Below are 19,988 nucleotides of genomic sequence, written 5' to 3'. Positions count from 1 at the left end.
GACGCGACAGCGCCGGCTGGCGTTCACCCGGTTACCGGTGACCCAGCGAAGGAAAGGGTTAGACGGTCCAGAACTCCCAGTCGGACAGCCAGCAGTCGGTGTTCGACTCGTCGGTATCGCTCGTGACCAATTCGTTTTCCTGTGCTGTCTGCCCAGACGCCGCTTCGGCGGCACTTGTCGGGCAACCAGCTGGGATTCGACTCCCGTCGGGGTCGTCGGTCTCGCCGTCTATCGAGATCGTCGAGCCGTTCGCCTGCTTCAACCCGCCGTGGAAACCGGTGTCGAACCGGACATTGGTTCCCTCGACGGTCGTGGACGCCCCGTTCGCGCCGGCGGCGATGGCGTAGTGGCGGCCGTTCATCGCGAGGTCACAGTCGCGGACTTCGACGGTGCCGGGCGCCCAGGCCCAGATACCGCGACCGTCCTCGTGGCGCTCGTCGTTGAGCGCGACACAGTTCTCGACGGTGCCCTTCGCGAGACGGTAGTGAGCCACCCAGGAGTTCGCCGAGTAGCAGTTTCGGAGTTCGACGGTCCCGTTTCCACCCGGTGCGGAGCAGTAGAACGAGTTGTCGCCCATCTCCTGGATATTGACGCCGTCGATGACGAGGTGGCCGGAGTGCTCGGGCGCGACCCAGAGTCCGAGGCCGTGCCGGTGGCCAGTACTCGCACCGTCGCCGAGGTAGACGTTCTCGACCGTCGACGTGCCACTTCCGGGTTCGGTCACGCCCATTATCCCCGTCGGCGGGCTGTCCATCCGTCCCTCGAACCCGACGTTGCGGATCGTCGTGTTCGATGCGTGTGCGTCGATCGTCGCCGATGCCCCGTCGGCCGTGACGTCGATCACCGTGTTCTCGAACGTCTCGCCAGCCCCGAGACTCACGACGCGGTGGTCACCGGCGCCGACGGTGATCGTTTCGTACTCGGTCGCGCTCGCGACACCGGTCGCACCGATGCCGACGACAGCGGCGCCAGCGGCACCGATTCCTTGCAGATACCGTCGTCGGCCAAGCGGGTCGGGTTCGGAATCTGGTCGTCTCGACTTCTCGTTCTCGGTCTGACGTTCACGTGCCATGGCTGGTAACGAGACAATACTACCATAAACTTTCCCGTATCTGTCCCATAAATATCCGTGAAAGTCAATCGATAGTGTGTGAACCGTGGCAAATGTTCGCTAGATAACCAGGAAAGATTCTATTTCTGAAATAGATGTACATTACGCCGGGACGTGGTGAGTAATCGCCTGTTATCGTGGATTCGCCTCGTGCCGTCGGCTAAGGAGAGGATGTACCAGCAGCGAAGACACGCGAACTTCTCGAAATACGGCGACCGACTGGACGCTGGGGGAGCGCTGTTCGGACGATTACTGCCCAGCTGCGGCTTCGGTCGGCGATTCGGGGCAAGACTCGGGGCAGACGTCTTCGGGGCGCCGATCGGCTTCGTCGACGACGTCGATCGTCCCGCCGTCGACCTCGTTGAGGCCGCCGTGGTAGTCGGTCGAGAAGGCCGTATTCGACAGTTCGACGGTAGACCCGGAGCCGTTCGCCCCGGATGCGACGGCGTAGTGGCGGCCGTTCATGACGAGGTTACAGTCGCGGACCTCGACGGAGCCGGGCGACCACGCCCAGACGCCACGGCCGTCTTTGTGCTGCTCGTCGTTCACGGCGACGCAGTTCTCGACCGTCCCCTCGGCCAGTCTGAAGTGCGATACCCAGGAGTTCGCCGAGTAACTGTTCCGAATGTCGACGGTCCCGCCGCCCTTCGACCCGGGCGCAGAGCAGTAAAACGAGTTGTCACCCATCTCCTGGATGTTCACGCCGTCGATGTCGAGGTGCCCCGAGTGGTCGGGCGCGACCCAGATACCCAGGCCGATCCGGTGACCGTCGCTGGCACCATCGCCGAGGTAGACGTTCTCGATCGTGGAGGTGTTCCCGCCGGTATCGGCGACGCCGAAGACGGCTTCCTTTCTGTCGACGCGGCCTTTGACGCCAATATTTCGAACCGTCCAGTCGGTGCCCGTCGCGCTGATCGTCACGTGCGTATCCGGCGCGGTGCAGTCGTACAGGACGTTCTCCAGGGTCTCTCCATCGTCGACAGTGACCGTTTTCCGCTCTCCCGACGCCAGGGTAACCGTCTCGTACTCGCCTTCGTCGGCGGCCGCTGCCCCGGCGAAACCGGTAGCGGCGGCGGTTACGCCGGCTGCGACGGATCCCACGAAACTACGTCTGGTAAGTCGTGATTTCGCGTCGGTGGTCTGTTTGGGGGACTCGTGAGAGCGGGGGTAATCTGTCATACACTCCCGTAACAGGACGTTTAATACATAAACTTTTCTATGCAACTAATGTCTGGTCCGGTGAGTGTCCGCCTCACGACTCACTCACTCCCGATTTGTTCTCACATCGTTCGACGAGTCACCGATCTAACCGAAGCAGCGAGCGGACCGGGCCGGGATCCGTCACGACGTGACTATCGATGCGATACAGTGAGAGCGACCGACACTCTGTTCGGTCACCAACTGGTGGGTCAGTCACCTATCGAGGTGAGACCGAACTCTGCCGAGGGCGAAAATCGACCAGCTCACCGGAACCGGTCGCTGCCACTCGCCACTTCGTAGAGGACGAACTCTCCGTTCGAGACGTACCGTGAGGACCCGTCGTAGGACTCGAGTCGCTCGTACGCACCTGGGTCGTAGTTGAGGCCACGATAGAGGTCGTGTTCGCGAACGGTGTCGAACGAACTCACGGCCAGGAAGTAGGGATCTTCGTCCGCGTAGGCGTACTGATAGTCCTCATCGTTGAACTCGTCGGCGTCGATCACGCCGGTTCCCGACCCGACGATGCCCGCCCGTTCGGGTGGGACTCCTTCGACGCCGTAGAGGGCGTGATTGAACCGGTAGGTCGTGTAGCCGTACCCGGCGTATGGTTGGTCGGTTCCGTTCGTGATCGCCGTCTCGTAGCCGTGGTAGGTTCCCTCGGAGACGTGCTGAGTGGGACTGTAGATGAACGGTGAAGCGAAGACCGTCGCCAGCGCGAGGACGAGACAGGCCCCGAGAACGATCGCGACGAGGCCCGTCGAGAGGCCACGGGGAACGTACTGACCACTCCAACCGACGAACCCGGAGATCGCTACCGCCCCGAGTATCGTCAGGACGACGGCGATGAAGCCCACCTGCCTGAAGGCCATGGTCGGCGTGCCGAGGAAATAGACGGCGAACATCGCACCGAGGGGAACGAGCGCCCCACCGAGGTACGTCGCGGCCGTGCGTGTTCTGGGCCTGGCGTGACTTCGACCGAGCCAGACGATCAGGAGGTATCCCCCGACCACGAGGCCGACCAGCGCACTCACCAGGAACAACTTCGCGAACAACTCGGGAATGCTCCCGCCGATCTCGGTGAGCGAGGCTCGCCGCTGGCCGACCGCTTCGTCACCGCCGATGTCTGTCGTCGCGAGCCCGTACGCCAATCCGATGACGGCGTCGCGAAACCGCTCGTTCACGAGCACCCAGACGGAAAACGCGCCGACCAGCACGGCCGTGTGGGCGGTCGTCGTCGGGTGCTCGAGGATCGGTTGATCGTCACTCGAACGGCGTCTGACCAGGAGCTGAATCGCGGCGATGGAAGCGAGCACGACGACCGCACTGGCCAGCTGTTGTGGATGGACGAGCAAGAGGCCGAGTCCGACGAACACGACTAGCACCCCGTATGGGGAGCCGAGAACTGGCAGGGAAACCGGTGCGCGACGATAGAGGTACGCGACGACGGCGAAGAGGAACACGGGGACGAGAAAGAGCGCATTCGTGTTGCTGTGAGCGCCCATGTGTGTCGCGACGTTGTTCACCGGGAGCACGAACCACGAGAGGATCGCTGCGACGCCGACGGCCTGCGGCCGGTCGGTAATCGCGTCGACGGTTAGCGGGACGAACAGGACGAACGGGACGAACAACACGACGACAGCGATCAAGAGGGCGTGCGAGAGGTCGAACCCGCCCACGGTGGACAGGCCCGTCGCGAGACTGTGCAACCCCGGATAGAACAGGTCGTGTGGGGCCATCGCTCCCGTCTGGATGTCGCGCGTCCAGCCGAGATGCGTCAGCCCGTCACCCATTCCGATGAACGTGTAGCCGCGGATGAGTGGCAGGCAGACGATGGTGGTGACCGCGAGGCCGCCGAGGCCGATCCCGAGTGCCTGGTGGATGCCCCGATGGGTCAACGCCGTCGGGACGGCGACCACGAACGCCAGCCCGAGACAGAGCCAGGTGAGTGCCGGCGTCGCCGCGTACAGGGAGGGCTCGTATCCGGTCGCCGGTTGCAGTCGGCCGGCGACGATGGCGATGGCTACGGCGACGAATCCGACGGCGATCCACCCGTTGGCGAGCGTCTTACGCATCGATCGTTTCCCCCGTCGGGCACCATTCGAGGGCGGCTATCGGAGCGACTGTGCGAGCATCGACGACAGCGGCCGTCACCTGCGGTCCACATCCGTCTCGGCCCCTGCCGCTGATCGCAGTCGGCGCTCGCGCACCGACGCGAGATCGGTCGGCAGCCTTGGTCATCGGTCTGCACGATTTCTCCTCGGTCGTTTGTTATCCAGCCGCTACTCTCGGCGGGCAGTCTGTGGATTCGCGCCGTGTGCGACGCGCCAGCGGAGTTTTTGGCGTCGCTGTCGTGTCACTCTCCCCGACATGCCAGCTTTCAGCGTCGACGCGATCCAGGCCGACGGAACCGACTTAGAGTGTACGGTGAGCGCCACCGGCGGACTCTCTCGATTTCTTTCGGGCGACCCCTTCCAGGTGTCCTACGACCGGCCGATTGACGACGTTCCCCGATCGGTGCTGGTGATCCCCGTTCTCTCCCAGCTCTGTCCGGTCGCGTGGGCTCGCGGCGGCGACGTGCGGGCACCCGTCGTCGACCAGCGCTTCGCTCGCTCGCTCGCAGCCGTTCGAGATGCACTCGGCGACATGCACTCGTTCATAGCGGGCGGGCAGCTCCGCGCACCGCGGCGGCGGACCGATCCACCGGCGCGGACCGATGGAAGCGGACTGCTCTTCACCGGCGGCGTCGACTCGACGGCGTCGTACGTCCGCCATCGCGACGAAGCGCCGACGCTCGTGAGCATTCGTGGGTGGACCATCACCCCCGACGCGGCGGACGATCACAAGTGGGACGTGTTACGCGCGCGGGTCGAGTCGTTCGCCGAACCGCGCGATCTGGAGACGGCATTCGTCGAGTCGAACATGCTCCGGTTTCTGGATCACCCGATGTTACTGGCCCACTACAAGCGCCACGTCGACGGTGCGTGGTACAGTTCGGTCGGGCACGGACTGGGCCTCACTGGTTTGTGTGCACCGCTCGCGTACGCGAGCGGGATCGGCGACCTCTACGTCGCTGCGACACACTGGGAGGGGATCGATCTCGCCTGGGGTTCGCGTCCCGACATCGACGGGCACGTTCGCTGGGCGGGGACCGAGTGCCACCACGACGGCTACGAACTCACGCGTCAGGAGCGACTCGATCTGCTCGCGGCGTACGCCGTGGAGTCGCCCCACGAACTCGAACTGCAGACTTGCAACGACCGACTCGACGGGAACTGTGGCCGTTGCGAAAAGTGCTACAGAACGGCGATCGGTCTTCGACTCGCCGGGCTCGATCCGACCGACCACGGCTATCGCTTCAGCGACGCCGATTACCGGACCGTCAGGGAATCATTCGAGCGGGGCCACTGGGTCCTCGGGATTGACGAGCGCCACATGTGGGCCGACATTCGCGATCGAGCACGAGAGACGACACCGCGTTCTCGGGCCGAACGTGCGTTCTTCGCGTGGCTCGATTCCGTGGACCTGGACGAGCTCGTCGACTCGTCTCGGCCACCGCTCTCTCATCGCGTGCTCAGGGCCGGCGCCAGAACCATGCCGACGGGTGTCTACCGTCGACTGTATCCACTCTGGAGCGAGGCGTCGACGATTCGGCGTCGGCTGGCGCAGGGACGGAATTGACCGGGCACTGGTCGCCTCTCTGTAGACCACTCGCACTAGACGGTCAGTTGGCAGTGTGATCGACTCGACGGTCCAACCCCTGTTCGGGCCTCGTTACTCCATGTACCCGAGCCCTTTGAGCCGGGTCTCGACGTCCGAGAAATCGTCGTCGACCGAGCCGTCGTGTTCGCGTACGCTCACGGTACGTCGCCGCACCTTCGTGGTCGCCGGCGGAGAATCGGTCTCGAACGCGTCGAAGAGGACACGCCCGTCGGCACTCGCCGGGACCGGTTCCCCGAGTCCGTGCAAGAGTGTCGGGGCGACGTCGACCACACGAGCGCCCCGTAGCGTCGCGCCAGCCTCGATGTCCGGCCCGCGACAGCACATGATGCCGGTGCGTTCGTGGCTGGCCGCCGTCGAGCCGGTGTCGCCGAACGGTTCGTCGACGATGGCGTTGCGGGTCTCGTATCCGGGCTTCCCGTTGACCACGAGGTCTGGGGAGTGATCGTCGGTCGGAAACAACTCGTCACCGTCGAACACGGACAGGACCCGCTCGTCGGTCACTGGATCGGTGACGGACTCGAACAGCTCGGTTACCTCCGATTTGAGGCCGGGGACGTCGCGAGGATCGACGGTCCCGTGGGCGAATCGTTCGGTGTCGTTGACGTAGAGGTTCCCGGCGTCGTGGACGAACGCGGTCGTCTCGGGGTAGGAGACGTCGTAGAGCGCGTGGTCGCCGGGGATCGACTCGGCGACCGAGTCGACGATTCCCCTTGGAAGGGTCGTCGCGAGGCGTTCCTCGGAGAGGCCGACTCGTGCGAGCACGTTCGTCACGCGATCGCGCGTGATGCCGAGTTTCGAGAGGGCCCCTCTGGTTCCCTCGTCGTCGCGTCGCGTGAGGTACCCGGCCTCCTCTAACAGATAGTTGACGTAGACGAGCGTCTCGATCTCGCCGAAGCCGTGATCCGAGACGACGAAGAGGTTCGCGTCGCGTTCGTCCGTGTACGCCATCACGTCACCGAGAATCGAGTCGAGTTTTCGGTAGTGCTCGCGTAGGCGATCCTCGTCCCAGACGAGGTGCTGAAAGCGGTCCGGCGCCGTGAAGACGAAAAAGCACAACCGCCAGTCCGGTGTTCGGTCGAGCAAGAGATCGAGCAACGCGCGCCTGTCCGCGAGCAGATCGTCGATGGCGGATTCGAACGCCTCGAGGTCGTCTGCGTACTCCGGATACTCGAGGCTGATCCGATAGGAGGGAATCGCGTCCTCGATTTCGTCGGCCAGTGAGTCGGGGTGCGTGTAGTCGGTTTCGGTCGACGGCGTCATCATGCCGCCGACGACGCTACCGTCGAGTTCATCCGGCGGATAGGTCAGCGGGACGTTGCCGACGATCGACGGAGAGAGCTGGTGCCAGAGCCGGGGCTGCGTGATGTCCTGGCTCGTGTACATCCGATGCGTGTACTCGGACGAGAGCTTTTGAAACCCGTACACGCCGTGTTTGTCCGGCCAGACGCCGGTCGCGATCGACGGCCACGCCAGCGGCGTCGTCGGCGGTCGGGTACTGTCGAGTGGTCCCGACGCACCTTCCTCGCGGAGTCTGGCGAAATTCGGGAGCGTGCCGTCCTCGCTCCATCGCTCGATAAACCGCCACGGGACGCCGTCGAGGCCGAGCACGAACGCGCGCTCGGCCCCTGTTGTCGATCCTGACATATGGTTCCTCGAGACACCTGCTACCGCCTGCGTTGGCACCCGGTCGGCTTTGTTAAGGAGTATCTGCAGACGCCCACCGTGAGGCGAGCGTGGCGGTCGGTCCGATACCTGGCATCGTACCGGGCCTGCAAGTGATCTCGAGGACGTTCGCCTTCGATACTGTCCTGAACCGGTCTCCGCTTCCCGTTCGGCGGGCCTACCGTTCACACGACGGCCATAACAAACCGACTCCCCGTCGGTGGGTAGGTATGCTCACTCGGTTCGAGGTGATCGGACGTGGGTAGCGTCGTCATCTCCATCGATGCGGAGCTCGGCTGGGGGTTCCACGACCTCGACCGTCTGCCACGTCACCGGGTCGAGAACGCCCGCTGGGGCTGGGAGTCGACCCATACGATCCTGGATCGGTACGAGGTTCCGGCTACCTGGGCGATCGTCGGCCACCTGCTGTTGTCGGAGTGTGACGGCCGTCACGACGACCACCCGACACCACCCGACTGGTTTGAGCGCGAACGCAATGGGTGGGCGGATCGGGACGACCTCAGGTTCGCGCCTGAACTCGTCGAACGGCTGGTCGACTCGCCGGTCGATCACGAAATCGCGTCGCACTCGTTCTCGCACGTGTTGTTCGGTGCTCCCGACACGTCTGCAGAGATCGCGCGTGAGGAGTGTCGACGAGCGAAAGCGGTCGCTGCCGAGTGGGGACTCTCCCTCGATTCGTTCGTCTTCCCGCGTAACGAAGTCGGTCACCTCGAAGTGCTCGCAGAGACGGGATTCTCCGTCTATCGGGGGCGGACGTCGCTTCCCGAAGGTGCCTCGTCCGTGCTGGCGACGCTCGCGCGCAACGAATCGCTCCTCGTCGAACCCCGGATCGATTCCCACGGCCTGGTCGACGTACCGGCGTCGGTGTTCTGTTTCGGCTTCGAGGGGACGCTTCGACGCGCCGCGGAACGCCTCTGGAACGATCCGATGGTCGAACTCGCACGGCGGGGAATCGATCAGGCGGCCGAGTCGGACGGCCTCTTTCACCTGTGGCTCCACCCGAACAACCTAACGACACCGGCGGACGCCGACCGGCTCGAGCGCATCGTCGAGCACGTCGACCGTCGCCGATCGACTTCGGACCTCCAGGTCGAGACGATGCGGCAGGTCGGTGATCGGGCACGCTCGGCGGATACGCCTGTCGTGCCGGACGCCACTGAGGCGTCGGCGTCCGTCACCCAACTGTAACGGAGCGTCGGCGTCCGTCACCCAACGGTACTGAGAGTCGACGAGGGTTACGAAGCGATACTGAGGTGTCGACGTTGGTAACGCTGCAGTAATGTTATCGGGTTCGTTGCACCGGCGATTCCGCGCTCGCAATCGCACGTTCGGATCGGCCCAGCGCCCGTTCGTAGACCTGGACCACAGCGTCTGTCGTTCGGTCGATGGACAGTGACGAGACGGCTTCGCGTCCGTTCGATCGAGCTCCCGACCGCAGGACGTCGACGAGTCCATGGACCAGCGTGTCATCGTCATCGCTGACGACTGTGGGCTCGACGTCGGCGAGTCGCTGTGGGACGTCACCGACTGGCGTCGATACGACCGGGAGCGAACAGGCCATGGCTTCCTTGACGACGTTCGGCGATCCCTCACTGTCGGAGGTGAGGAGCAGGGCGTCTGCAGCGGCCATGTACTGCGGCATTCGGTCGTGGGGAACGCCAGAGATCGTTCGGAGGCGGACCGGCTCGTCGGCGAGTCGATTCGCGCGCTCGACGATGCGTTTCGCACGCGGGTAGTTCTTCACCGACCGTGACTTCGCGTATGGAAAGAGGACGTTCGACCCGGGGTCCGTCCAGCCGACGCGCTGGCGTGCCCGATCCTGATCCACAGGCCGAAACGTCGACAGGTCGATTCCGTCGGGAATCACGTGTGCGTCGGTGGCGAGCGCTGATTCCATCGCCGCCGACATGACGATCACTTCGTCAGCGAAGCGGGCGGAGAGGCGGCTGATCGGCGCGACGGATCCGTTGAGGTCCGATCCCCACAGCGAGAGGACGACGGGACAGCGACGCTGGGCGAGCGCGATCGGACCCAGCAACCCGTAGTGTGCGTGAATCAGGTCGATCGAGGGATCGATCGCTGCCCGAACGATGGGGACGAATCGCAGATAGTCGACCGGGGATCGTCCGTCCGCGCCGGTCGGATCCCCCGGGACCGACCGCACGACGGATTCGACGCCACGGTCGCGGAGGGCGTCGATCTGCTGGGTCAAAAACGGCGCCTCCGCGTTCGTCGTCAGCGTCAATACGCGCATCGGGTGGAGCGTCGCGTTCGAGACGGTTTGTTAGCGAGCACTTGTTGTGAGCAGGGGGCGGCCAGTCGTTCTGAACGGCCATCCTGTGAACGATACTGCGTAGTCCGCGGCGGGCGGGGGCGAATGCGGGTCCGATTCACCTATCATTTGATGCCAACCCAAGAAACACTTATTTCACCGTTCGGTGAAGCGCCGTTTGACGCTGGTATGACACTCGTCGAATACATCACCGGCCTCCTCACCGGCCCGCCGGGCGGCCCGCACAACGGCGATGCGTCGATCGGCAGTGGATCGGCGCCGGTTTCACCCCACCGCCAGCCCGAGACCGCCGACGACGAGCCCCGGGATCCAGTCGTCTACGAGTGTCGTCGCTGCGGAACGACCGTCGGTGCGGAGGCGACTCGCTGTCCGTCCTGCGATCGCCGGACGATCGCCGAGTACCCCGTCTCCTGACGATCGGCTTCCTCGCCCCGCGGCGTCGACGGTCGCCCTTTCGCGGCGAGCACAGCGCCACGAGAACCTGACATCCGTCGAGCCGTGACCACGTACCGGTGCGTGAGTGGCGGATGGACGTCCGTACGCGATTCCGAATGAATGCTCGTTGGCTGTGCGTACGAGTGTCTGTACGCGATTACGCGAAAAGTGAAAACCAGGCCATCTCGCGTTCCGCGTGCCCGCGGGTTCAGGTGTTCCGGGCGTCCTGCGCGTTCCGGGTGCCCGCGGCTTTCGAGTGTTCCGGATGTTCCGCGCGTTCCGGGTGTTCTGGACGGACCGGGTGTTTCGGGCGGAACGGGTCTTTCGGGCGCTCCAGCGTGGCGGCTTACTGTGCGTCGACCTGGCCGAGAATCGAGCGATCCTGTGCGGTTGTGGACTCGTCCGGTGGCGTTCCCACTCCGAGCGTAACGACACGATGGTGGGTATTCTCGAGTGAGAGTGCGTCTCGCGCGTCGACGAGAACGAGCGGGTCGATCGTCTCCCAGTCGATCCGGTCGAACGCCGTGTGCGGTGTCGTCAGGACGACCGCATCCAGTGATGTTTCAGGAAGGTCGTCGATCGGCAGTCCAGGAATGTCGACCGACTCCGGATCGACGAACGGATCGACGGCGACGACCGAAGCACCCCGCCGATCGAGCTCCGCAATCACGTCGAGCGCCGGTGCGTTGCGAAGTTCGGGGACGCCGGCACGGTACGTGAGTCCGAGGACGGCGACCGAGGCGTCCCGAAGCTCGCCGCCCGTCCGTTCGAGTTCGTGTTCGAGCCGATCGACAGTCACGATCGGCATCCTCTCGTTGACCGCTCGTGCGGTCGCCGTGAGCGGCGTTTCGGTCTCCACGCGGTCCATGAGGAAGTGCGGATAGTTGGGAATGCAGTGACCCCCGACGCCGGGGCCGGGGTCGTGAATGTCACAGACCGGTAACTGATTCGCGGTCTCGATCGCTTCCCTGACGGAGATGCCGAGGTCGTCACACGTCGTCGCGAGTTCGTTCGCGAGCGCGATGTTGACGTCGCGGTAGATACCCTCGAAGACTTTGACGGCTTCCGCGGTGGTGGCGTCGGCGACCGGCGTGACCCGATTGGACGTCACGTCCGCGTACAGGAGCAAGGCCGCCCTGGTGCTTTCGGCGTCGATCCCGCCGACGACCTTCGGGTAGGAGCCGCGGATGTCCCGGAGGGCTCTCCCCGACGCCGTTCGCTCCGGGCAGACGGCGACGCCGAATTCCCCCCGGTCCAGTCCCGTCTCCGCCTCGAGTGTTGGCGTCACGACGTCGCGAGCCGTCCGGGGCGGGACTGTCGATTCCAGGACGACGAGATCACCGGGAGCCAGGCCAGTCGAGATATCGGCCACGACGGCCTCGACGGTCGACAGGTCGGGTTCACCCCCATCGCGGACGAGTGTCGGCACGATGATGACGTGGACCGCGGCCTCGGCAGCGGCGGCTGGCCCGTCCGTCGTCGCGTCCAAGCGGCCGGTCTCGACCAGTTCGGCCACCAGCGGGGCCAGGCCGGGTTCCTCGACGTGACAATCACCATTCGCGACGCAATCGACCACGTCGGGGTCGACGTCGACGCCGAGCACTCGCATCCCAGTGTCTGCGAACACGGCGGCGAGGGGGAGCCCCATCTTGCCAAGGCCGTAGACGGCGACCGGGAGGCGGCCGCTGGTGAGTGCGTCGCGTCGGTCCGCTTTCGTACTGTCGTTGCGTCGGTCCGCCTCTGAAGCGTCGTCGTAGAGGCCCGAGACCATCGAATCGCTCACTGGGTGGTCACCTCCAGGTCTGCCTCGCCCGTGACGAGTCGGTCGATCTCGCGGACCGTCTCGAGGGCGCGCAATCCGTCGGCGGCAGTCACGTCTGGTGGCGAGCCGGTCGTCGCCGCCTCGACGAACGACTCGAGTTCGACGCGCAACGGCTCCCGATTGTTGACCTCGGGTCGTTCGATCACGCTCTCGTGGCGATAGCGTGTCCCGACCTCGCCGCTGACGAATTCGGGGAACGAGTCGCGATACAGGAGGACCGATTGATCGAGGTAGTCGATTTCGACCAGACAGTCGGCGGCCGTGATCGTCAGCCGTCGCACCTTGCGCTGGCTCACTCGACTCGCGGTCATCGTCGCGACGACGTCGCCGTACTCGAGCGTGGCCGTGGCGTGTTGCCCATCGGCGGTCCCCGTCGCGGAGATCGTCGTCGGCTCGTCGTCGAGGAGGGACTGGACGACGTCGACGTCGTGGATCATCAGGTCGAGCGTGACCCGATCGGTCGCCGTGCGGTCGATCGGCGGGCCGAGCCGCTGGGCCTCGATGGCGATGATGTCGAGGTCCTCGACGAGCGAAGCTGCGGTTCGAACGGCCGGGTTGAACCGTTCGACGTGTCCGACCTGGAGGATCAACCCCCGTTCGTCGGCCAACTGGGCCAGTTCGCGACCTCGATCGATTCTGGCAGTGAGGGGTTTCTCGACGAGTACGTGGACGTCTTCGTCGAGGCAGCGACGCACGGTCTCGTAATGCGCCGCGGTGGGCACGGCGATCGAGACGAGGTCACACGTTTCGAGGAGTGTCGACAGTGATCGGGCCGTCGTCCCGTATTCGTCTGCGACGCAGGTGGCCAGTTCGTCGTCGAGGTCGGTGATACCGGCGAGTTCGACACCTCTCGATTCGCTGTAGACGCGCACGTGGTTCTCGCCCATCGCGCCGACGCCGATGACGCCGGCTCGTGGCGGTTCCGTAACGGGCGTCGTCGGTTCAGTGGTTGTCATTGGGAGTTGAATGGTCTGGGTGCTCGTCGCCGGTCGTATCGTCGTGTCCGTCACGTGCCGTGCCGTCGCCGATCGGCCCGCGGGCGCGAGCGCGAGTGAATTGATTGGTCATCTCTCTTCGAAGTGCGTCGCGATGGCAGAGACGACGGCCCGTCGTGCGTCGTCGTCGAGTGACGGGTGGACCGGTATCGACAGGACTTCGTCGGCAGCCAGTTCCGTCTGCGGGAAGGTCCCAGCGGCCGTGTGAACGTCGTCGTAGGCCGGTTGTTCGTGAATGGGTGTGTCGTAGTAGACCCCGGTATCGATGCCCTCGGCTGCGAGGGACTCGGCGAGTGCGTCTCGATCCGGTGTCCGAATCGTGTACTGGTGGTAGACGTGGCGAGCCCCGGCAGGTTCGATCGGACGTTCGATCGGACCGCGTGGCAGGTGTTCGTCGTAGTACGCAGCGTGTGACCGACGGGCGTCGTTGAGCGCCGGCAAGCGGTCCAGTTGTCGCCGGCCGATCGCCGCCGCGATCGACGTCATTCGGAAGTTGTGTCCGAGTTCGACGTGACCGTACGCACGGTCGCCGGTTGCTCGACCGTGATTACAGTAGCGCGCGATCCGGTCGGCCACGGCGGTCGAATCCGTCGTCACCATGCCCCCTTCACCGGTCGTCATGTTCTTCGTCGGGTAGAACGAGAAGCACGCGGCGTCGCCGAGCGAGCCGACGGGCTCCCCGTTCAGTGAGGCGCCGTGAGCCTGACAGGCGTCTTCGACGACGAACAGGTCGTACTCGTCCGCGATCGTGGTCAACTCGTCCATCGGGGCGGGACAGCCGTAGAGGTGAACCGGGAGGATGCCGACTACGTCGTCGCGTTCGTCACAGCATCGGCGGACGGCGTCAGGGTCCAGCGTGTAAGTCTCGGGGTCGATGTCGGCGAACACTGGTTGGCCCCCTGCGAGCCGGACTGCGTTCGCGCTGGCGACGAACGAGAACGGGCTCGTGACGACCGCATCACCGCGTTCGACCCCGAACGCTCTGAGCGTCGCACACAACGCCGTCGTTCCGTTCGACGTCGCCACACCGTGTGAGACGTCACAGAAGTCGGCGAACTCGTCTTCGAACTGTCGGACTTCGGGACCGTCAGCTAGCTCTCCGCGTGAGAGCAGTGTCTCGACGCGATCGAACGCGGCCGGTCCGATATCGGGATCTGCGAGTGGGATGTCGGCCATGTGGATCAGGCGAGCTGGTTTGGCCGATCGAGCTGCTCAGGAAGCGGTTCCGTCCGCGCTGGCGTGCCGATGGCGAGTGTCTCGGGAGGGACGTCTTCGGTCACGACCGAACCCGCGGCGACGAACGCACCCTCGCCGATCGTCACACCGGGGAGGATCGTCGCGTTCGCCCCGATCGACGCGCCGTCACCGATCGTCGGGCCGACGAGGTCGGTGTCCTGCCGGATGGGGTACTCGTCGTTGGTCATCACGGCCCCGGGACCGACGAAGACGTTCGAGCCGATCGTCGTCTCCGTGGGCACGTAGACCGCCGATTGAATGCTCACGTCGGAGCCGATCTCCGTCCGGCCGTCGATCGTCGTGTGCGTCCCAACGAGAACGTCGTCACCGATCGACGTCTCCTCCCGGATCAGGACGTGGTGTCCGGTCGCGAACCGATCACCGATCGAGACGTCGTCGTAGACGATCGCTCCGGCTCTGATCGTGGCCTCGTCGCCGATCGTCGGTGGCTCGCCGTCGCCGGTGCCGATCGATGCGTCGTCGTGTATGCGACAGTTTTCGCCGTGGATACGCTGCGTCACGTCTGGTCACCTCGAGTCTGGTATGGTCGTGCTTCCATGGGTATCTCGACTGCTCGACTCGGTTGCAATCGACCGAACGAACCCGGTATCGAGGCTTTGTTAACTCCAACCTGCACACGACGTAGCCCAGATCTACAGAAAGATCATCGGTCGAATTCCCCTGCCTCGCCGACTCGCTGTCGACTCCACGCAGGAGCGGTGAATCCGTCGTCTTTGGCGTAATCTCCACTCACATGCGCTGTACCGTTCGGATTCGCGGTCCGTCACGGGTCCCGAACGGTACAATCGGCTTTCGACGGGGTAGCCGGGAGATAGTAAAGCCCGTTTCTGCCCCATTACTGGCCGTGAGCTATCCGATACCCGCTGTCAGGGCTGCTGCCGGGACGGACGAGGGAGGTCACGGATGAGTACGAACGAACTCACGCAAGCGGAACTCTTCGACGTGTTCAGCAACGCTCGCCGACGGATGGCTGTCAGGTACCTCACGGAGTGTAACGGTTCGTGTGACCTCACACCGCTCGTCGAGCAGGTCGCCGCCTGGGAGAACGGGCTCTCCCGGACAGAGGTCGACCGAGCTCAGCGTCGGCGGGTGTACATCTCCCTGTATCAAACGCACTTGCCGATGCTCGAGGACCACGGCATCGTCGACTGGGACCCCGACGCGCATCGTATCACGCTCCGTCACGACGGGCGCGTGTTTACACCGTACCTGGGACGCCGACCGGACGGGTCGTCGTGGCAACGGCCCTACGCGCTCGTGGCCGTCGGTGCTGCAGCCGCACTTTCCCTGGCCGTGTTGTCTGTCGGGCCCGTGACGACCGGGATCGCCCCACTCGTCGCGATGGTCACCTGCGTCCTGTTCCTCGCCGTCGCACTCGTTCGTCGTCGCTCCCCGATTGCTGTCTCGTCGACTGGCCGGTAACTCCAGACGACTCGATCGACGGTCCCTCGCCGGCGCCCCTTCCTCACACGTCGTCCGACTGGTGTTCACTCAGCATCTACTCCACTGACGAGTGCTGAAAAAATACGGGACAGCCGCCCCCTTTCGGGAACGAGTCGGCCCGAATGAGGCACGGCTCCCGGCTCGACAGAACTTTTCTGAAAGCGTCGCTGGCGGCTGTTCGTGTCCTATGAACGCGGCGGTGGATCTTTTGAAGGCCCCTGTTCACGCTCGATCAGCAGTGGGTGGACGGCGTCTGCGCTCGTGCTGAGCCTGCGACTCGTCGACCTGCTTCCGAACTGTCGGATTGTGTTCTCAGGCCCGTCCTGTCTGCGCGCTGTTGGATAGACCGCTCCATCCGCGTATCGCCTGGAACGAGCCCGAGAATCATCGTAGCGGCCGTTCTGTCCGTCGCTATGGCTCCACAGGTTTGATCCAACCTTCCCTACCGGACCATCGCTCGACGGCGGGTATGCGGCCTCGTCCGGTTGTGGACGGTGTGCAGATGCGACAGGACGTATGCCGTCGAGTGGCCCGTCGTTACTGAGCCACTGTCTTCTCGAGATTCGTCTTGGTGAGTGAGCTGTGCTGCCGATCGAGGGCCGGGTTCGACAGGTTAGGTAGACTCATCGAATCAGTTCGACTGACCCACTCACCGGTCCAGTCTGCGTGGCCCACCCAGTGGATAGCCCCCGACGAATCGTCTCTCGTCTCGGCCCAACCGCGCTACTGGGACGAGTCGTCTCAGCCGACGACGATGGTGTCGTCGCCGTCCGGATCGTCGGTGACGTGCGTGTGGAAGTACACGTAGTCGTCGGCGTTCTCCATCGTCGGGGTCGCCGGAACGGTCCCGTCCTCCGTCTCGTACAGGAGCGCGACAACGCGGACAGTCTCGTCGAGACCGACGCCTGGTACGAGTGTCGTGGTGCGTCGTTCGCGTTCCCCTGCTCCGACGTCGTACTGCAATCGCGAGATCTCGGTTCGATTCGTCGGCTCCCCAGTCGTGACCGTCTGTTCCTGGACGACGACGGTGTACTCCTGTGCTTGGCGGTGTTCGTTGGATAGTTCGATGGTGATCGGGATCGAACTATCTGGTTCGACCGCCTCGGGAACCGCCCCGATCTCCGTCGAGCCGTTCTCGTCTTCGCCGTAGAGCGCGATTTCGGTGTACGAGCCACCAGCGACCGGTGTGACGATGGCGTACGTCAGTGCGCCGCCCGCGAGCGCGACCGCCGCGACGAGCACGAGGGCGGAGGCGGTTACGTACCTGCTGTCCCCACTATCGAGCAGCTGTCCCATCCAGTAGTGTGGTCTAAGTGCGAATCGTTGCGATACTGGAATCCTGAACCGGCGCCACATGCCGACGATCGCACTCACACCGGTGATCGTGGCGATGGCGGTGGCCGTCGGCACGGTGGTGAAGGGACCCGGGCGAATCCCGAGACCGAGCATCGTGAGCGCGACCACGACGATTGACAGCCCGAGTGCGAGGCCGAGTCGTTCGGCGGTGGTGATCCCACGGGCCCGACCGCGACCAGTGCCCGTCTCACCGACCGGCCTCGCAGTGGCCGGAAACAGTACGGCCCCGAGCGCGTACCCGGGCAGGACGGTGAGCAATGGAAGTGAGACGATCATCCTGAGCCGACTCCCGGCCGGGAGGGTCGTCACGACGTACCAGCAGCAGATCACGAGTCCCGTACAGACGAGCAGATCGATCGGATACCGGCGAGCGAAGCTTACTCCGCTCCCGGGCGTTTCGGTGTGCGAGCTCACTGGACCCACTCACGGCGGCCGTGATGATCCGTTTTCCTCGCCACCGACTGCCGGCGTGTACGAACCCTTCGGTCCATTGTCTGTCCGATCCAACGCTTCGTCCGTGGTTTGTTATGCCTGGGATACCCCCTGCAGGAATCAGCACTTGTACGTCGCCCTTCGAACGGCCTGGAAGTAGCATTTGTAACCGTCCCTATCGACCGTATCTGTCCCGGGACGTGAACGCTGAGGGTGCAAAAGGCCACGTCACGTCCGCACACGGGGAGCCCGTCACTCCGACTCGACGCGTTCGAGCCGAATGTCGTCGGGGCCGAAACGAATATCGAGTCCTTCGACCAGTGCACGGTAGGCCGTCGTGTGTGAGCCGCCGCGTTCGAAACGAATACACTCCTCGACCAGATCGTTCTCTAGCAGGTCATTGATCCGTCGGTAGACGGTCGCTGAGGAACAATCGGTTCGGTCTGTCAACTCCTTTGCCGTCTTCGGTCCCTCCTGGACGGCCAGGAGGATCGTTCGTGAGCACTGATTACCGAGCACTTCGAGCTGTGTTTCGGCATCGTGCGTGACGTGGTCGGTCTCGGTCTGTTGGCTGTGGCGAGTCGTTTCGCTCGACATGGTTAGCGGACACTTCGTGTGGAACGGGGACGTTTCGACGCCGATAGGGGCGTGACCGAACGGTTACCGAACGGGTCGCGTCGGTGACGGACCATCTACGAGACACTGTCGGGATCGATGTATTTGATAACTGACGACGTTACACCAATAAATATCAACGTTCGTTCCGGTAATCTCACGTTACGACGACGTATCACCGGGTATCAGCGAGAGCGGAGCGAGCAACAATTGGTTACGCGAGGGATGGGTGAAACTTTCTGTGCGAAACCCCGATAAAGTCGGTCAAACTGTCTCACTATGTGGACTGTCGCGATCATCGCTCACGCTCGAAGCGACTCGATTTCGACCGGCCTGGGGGGTAAATGACTGGTTTACCCCTCAAGTGACCGAATTATCGGGTGAACGGACTGGCGACTTTAATCAGGTCCCGTCTCCTGAGTGAGGATACCGTCGGAGCGAGCGTCCATCGGGTCACGCTCGTTTCGAAAGGGCCAGACGGGGCTTCGCCGCCGTCTCACGGTGATCATCATGGACTCAATGGAACAAGACTGGACGCCGATGGAATCGTCGGGAACGGGAACGCGCTGCCGAAAGTGCGGAACGCACGTCACCCAACAGTTCGCCCGGGTGTTCGGCGACAACGGTGACGTCGTTCACGGGTGCCCGGCCTGTACTACCTACCGCGAGATGCAATCCGGTCACCACCTCCCGGGAAGTGAGCGTCGCTGACTTCGCTCGAAGCTGGTCAATCACTGCATTCCGACACCGATGACGGCTGTTTCTGCGACCCGAGCAGGCTAGGTCTCGTAGCCCGGCGGACTGGTTCGAGTAGCAGCTCGGACTGATCCGAGTAGCAGATCGGACTGATCCGAGTAGCAGATCGGGCTGATCGAGTTGGCTCCCGATCTCGATACCGGGAGCAGGTGGCCGTCTGTCGCCCGTCCAAGCGCGATTATCGCCGCAGCAAACCCCGTTTCATCGAATTATATAATGGGGTAAACACATTTCACTACGTTAAAGGGACCGTTTCCCGTAGGTATCAGTATCAATGACCGCCGCTAAAGGGACGGTGACGACAGACGGTGTCGGGAGGGTCGAACGTGTCGACGCACGCTGACCCGGACGGTGGCCTCGCCGAGAGTGATATCTTTCACATCCTGGGGAACGATCGTCGACGCGAGATCCTCTCCGTACTCGCCGCGGAGGAGGGGCGGCTAGCCGTCTCCGATATCGCGCAAACAGTCGCGGCCCGCGAGGCGGCAACCGACGACTCCGTTCCGAACAATCTCTACAAGAGTGTCTACGTCTCGTTACAGCAGACCCACCTCCCACAACTCGAAGCGGACGGTATCGTCGTCTACGACACGGACGCGAAGACGATCCAGCCGGGCCCGCACTTCGATCGCGTTCGGATGCACATCGACGAATCGAACGCGCTCGCAACGACGGCGTTGCACGCGACGATCGCGCTCTCGCTGGGTGGTCTCGCGCTGGTCACGTTGAGCGTACTCGGCGCACCACTCGTTACGCGCGTTCCCCCGATCTCTCTGGCATCGCTTGCGCTGGCGCTCGTCGCCGTAGGTGGTGGCGTCGCCGTCGCGGCGGACGGCTCGCTCCCAGCTCTCCCGTTCCGTGAGCGGTGAG

At 64.1% G+C, this 19,988-nt stretch carries 17 protein-coding genes; 6 read left to right on the top strand and 11 right to left on the bottom strand.

All coding sequences use genetic code 11. The features are described from left to right. Positions 1 to 58: 58 nt before the first annotated feature. The 3 genes from HALRU_RS07850 to HALRU_RS07840 all read right to left on the bottom strand — a co-directional run bounded on the left by HALRU_RS07850 (position 59) and on the right by HALRU_RS07840 (position 4,383). Positions 59 to 1,072: a hypothetical protein gene (locus HALRU_RS07850; protein WP_015300865.1), complete on the bottom strand. Its 1,014-nt coding sequence runs from the start codon at positions 1,070 to 1,072 to the stop codon at positions 59 to 61. A gap of 288 nt (positions 1,073 to 1,360) precedes the next feature. Then, positions 1,361 to 2,290, bottom strand: coding sequence for a hypothetical protein (locus HALRU_RS07845; protein ID WP_015300864.1), 930 nt, complete (start codon positions 2,288 to 2,290; stop codon positions 1,361 to 1,363). Positions 2,291 to 2,574: 284 nt separating this feature from the next. Continuing rightward, entirely contained in the window at positions 2,575 to 4,383 is a 1,809-nt protein-coding gene (locus HALRU_RS07840) for a hypothetical protein (protein ID WP_015300863.1), read from the bottom strand. 295 nt (positions 4,384 to 4,678) lie between these two features. Here HALRU_RS07840 and HALRU_RS07835 point away from each other — a divergent pair, with 295 nt between their 5' ends. Next, a complete protein-coding gene (locus tag HALRU_RS07835; RefSeq protein WP_015300862.1) occupies positions 4,679 to 5,989 on the top strand; it encodes a hypothetical protein in 1,311 nt (436 codons plus the stop codon). Between the two features lie 93 nt (positions 5,990 to 6,082). Here the strand turns inward: HALRU_RS07835 and HALRU_RS07830 are convergent, their stop codons facing one another. Beyond that, positions 6,083 to 7,675: an alkaline phosphatase family protein gene (locus HALRU_RS07830; RefSeq protein ID WP_015300861.1), complete on the bottom strand. Its 1,593-nt coding sequence runs from the start codon at positions 7,673 to 7,675 to the stop codon at positions 6,083 to 6,085. Positions 7,676 to 7,951: 276 nt separating this feature from the next. Between HALRU_RS07830 and HALRU_RS07825 the strand changes: the two genes are divergently transcribed. After that, on the top strand, positions 7,952 to 8,902 hold the full coding sequence (locus HALRU_RS07825) for a polysaccharide deacetylase family protein (RefSeq protein WP_015300860.1): 951 nt from the start codon (positions 7,952 to 7,954) through the stop codon (positions 8,900 to 8,902). 94 nt (positions 8,903 to 8,996) lie between these two features. Here HALRU_RS07825 and HALRU_RS07820 read toward each other — a convergent pair whose 3' ends face one another. Then, positions 8,997 to 9,968 carry a glycosyltransferase family 4 protein gene (locus tag HALRU_RS07820; RefSeq protein WP_015300859.1) on the bottom strand — a complete coding sequence of 324 codons (972 nt, stop codon included), beginning with the start codon at positions 9,966 to 9,968 and terminating at the stop codon, positions 8,997 to 8,999. A 207-nt stretch (positions 9,969 to 10,175) separates the two neighbouring features. Between HALRU_RS07820 and HALRU_RS07815 the strand changes: the two genes are divergently transcribed. Further along, the gene (locus HALRU_RS07815; RefSeq protein ID WP_148680471.1) at positions 10,176 to 10,421 is read left to right on the top strand and encodes a hypothetical protein; all 246 of its coding nucleotides are present in this window, start codon (positions 10,176 to 10,178) and stop codon (positions 10,419 to 10,421) included. Positions 10,422 to 10,788: 367 nt separating this feature from the next. On the opposite strand, the gene HALRU_RS07810 is transcribed toward HALRU_RS07815, so the two are convergent. The 4 genes from HALRU_RS07810 to HALRU_RS07795 all read right to left on the bottom strand — a co-directional run bounded on the left by HALRU_RS07810 (position 10,789) and on the right by HALRU_RS07795 (position 15,016). Beyond that, complete coding sequence (locus HALRU_RS07810; protein WP_449271804.1) at positions 10,789 to 12,225, bottom strand: nucleotide sugar dehydrogenase; 1,437 nt, start codon at positions 12,223 to 12,225, stop codon at positions 10,789 to 10,791. Further along, on the bottom strand, positions 12,222 to 13,220 hold the full coding sequence (locus HALRU_RS07805) for a Gfo/Idh/MocA family protein (RefSeq protein ID WP_015300856.1): 999 nt from the start codon (positions 13,218 to 13,220) through the stop codon (positions 12,222 to 12,224). Before HALRU_RS07805 ends, HALRU_RS07810 begins: the two co-directional genes overlap by 4 nt. 108 nt (positions 13,221 to 13,328) lie before the next feature. Next, the gene (locus HALRU_RS07800) at positions 13,329 to 14,435 is read right to left on the bottom strand and encodes a DegT/DnrJ/EryC1/StrS family aminotransferase (RefSeq protein WP_015300855.1); all 1,107 of its coding nucleotides are present in this window, start codon (positions 14,433 to 14,435) and stop codon (positions 13,329 to 13,331) included. Positions 14,436 to 14,440: 5 nt separating this feature from the next. Continuing rightward, positions 14,441 to 15,016 carry an acyltransferase gene (locus HALRU_RS07795; RefSeq protein WP_015300854.1) on the bottom strand — a complete coding sequence of 192 codons (576 nt, stop codon included), beginning with the start codon at positions 15,014 to 15,016 and terminating at the stop codon, positions 14,441 to 14,443. A gap of 403 nt (positions 15,017 to 15,419) precedes the next feature. On the opposite strand from HALRU_RS07795, the gene HALRU_RS07790 reads away from it, so the two are divergent. Then, positions 15,420 to 15,938, top strand: coding sequence for a DUF7344 domain-containing protein (locus HALRU_RS07790; RefSeq protein ID WP_015300853.1), 519 nt, complete (start codon positions 15,420 to 15,422; stop codon positions 15,936 to 15,938). Between the two features lie 762 nt (positions 15,939 to 16,700). On the opposite strand, the gene HALRU_RS07785 is transcribed toward HALRU_RS07790, so the two are convergent. Together HALRU_RS07785 and HALRU_RS07780 are read right to left on the bottom strand one after the other, a co-directional pair. Next, a complete protein-coding gene (locus HALRU_RS07785) occupies positions 16,701 to 17,729 on the bottom strand; it encodes a DUF1616 domain-containing protein (RefSeq protein ID WP_015300852.1) in 1,029 nt (342 codons plus the stop codon). 270 nt (positions 17,730 to 17,999) lie between these two features. After that, positions 18,000 to 18,344, bottom strand: coding sequence for a helix-turn-helix domain-containing protein (locus tag HALRU_RS07780; RefSeq protein WP_015300851.1), 345 nt, complete (start codon positions 18,342 to 18,344; stop codon positions 18,000 to 18,002). Between the two features lie 528 nt (positions 18,345 to 18,872). Between HALRU_RS07780 and HALRU_RS07775 the strand changes: the two genes are divergently transcribed. Together HALRU_RS07775 and HALRU_RS07770 are read left to right on the top strand one after the other, a co-directional pair. Further along, positions 18,873 to 19,073 (top strand): DUF7563 family protein, encoded by a 201-nt coding sequence (locus HALRU_RS07775; RefSeq protein ID WP_015300850.1) that lies wholly within the window; start codon positions 18,873 to 18,875, stop codon positions 19,071 to 19,073. Between the two features lie 371 nt (positions 19,074 to 19,444). Then, positions 19,445 to 19,987, top strand: coding sequence for a DUF7344 domain-containing protein (locus tag HALRU_RS07770; RefSeq protein ID WP_015300849.1), 543 nt, complete (start codon positions 19,445 to 19,447; stop codon positions 19,985 to 19,987). The last annotated feature ends 1 nt before the right edge of the window (position 19,988 follow it).

The sequence above is a fragment of the Halovivax ruber XH-70 genome, from assembly GCF_000328525.1.
In the GTDB taxonomy this organism is placed as follows: Archaea; Halobacteriota; Halobacteria; order Halobacteriales; family Natrialbaceae; genus Halovivax; species Halovivax ruber.
The sequence above is the reverse complement of the archived record's forward strand: the minus strand, read 5'-3'. Positions and strand labels throughout refer to the sequence as shown.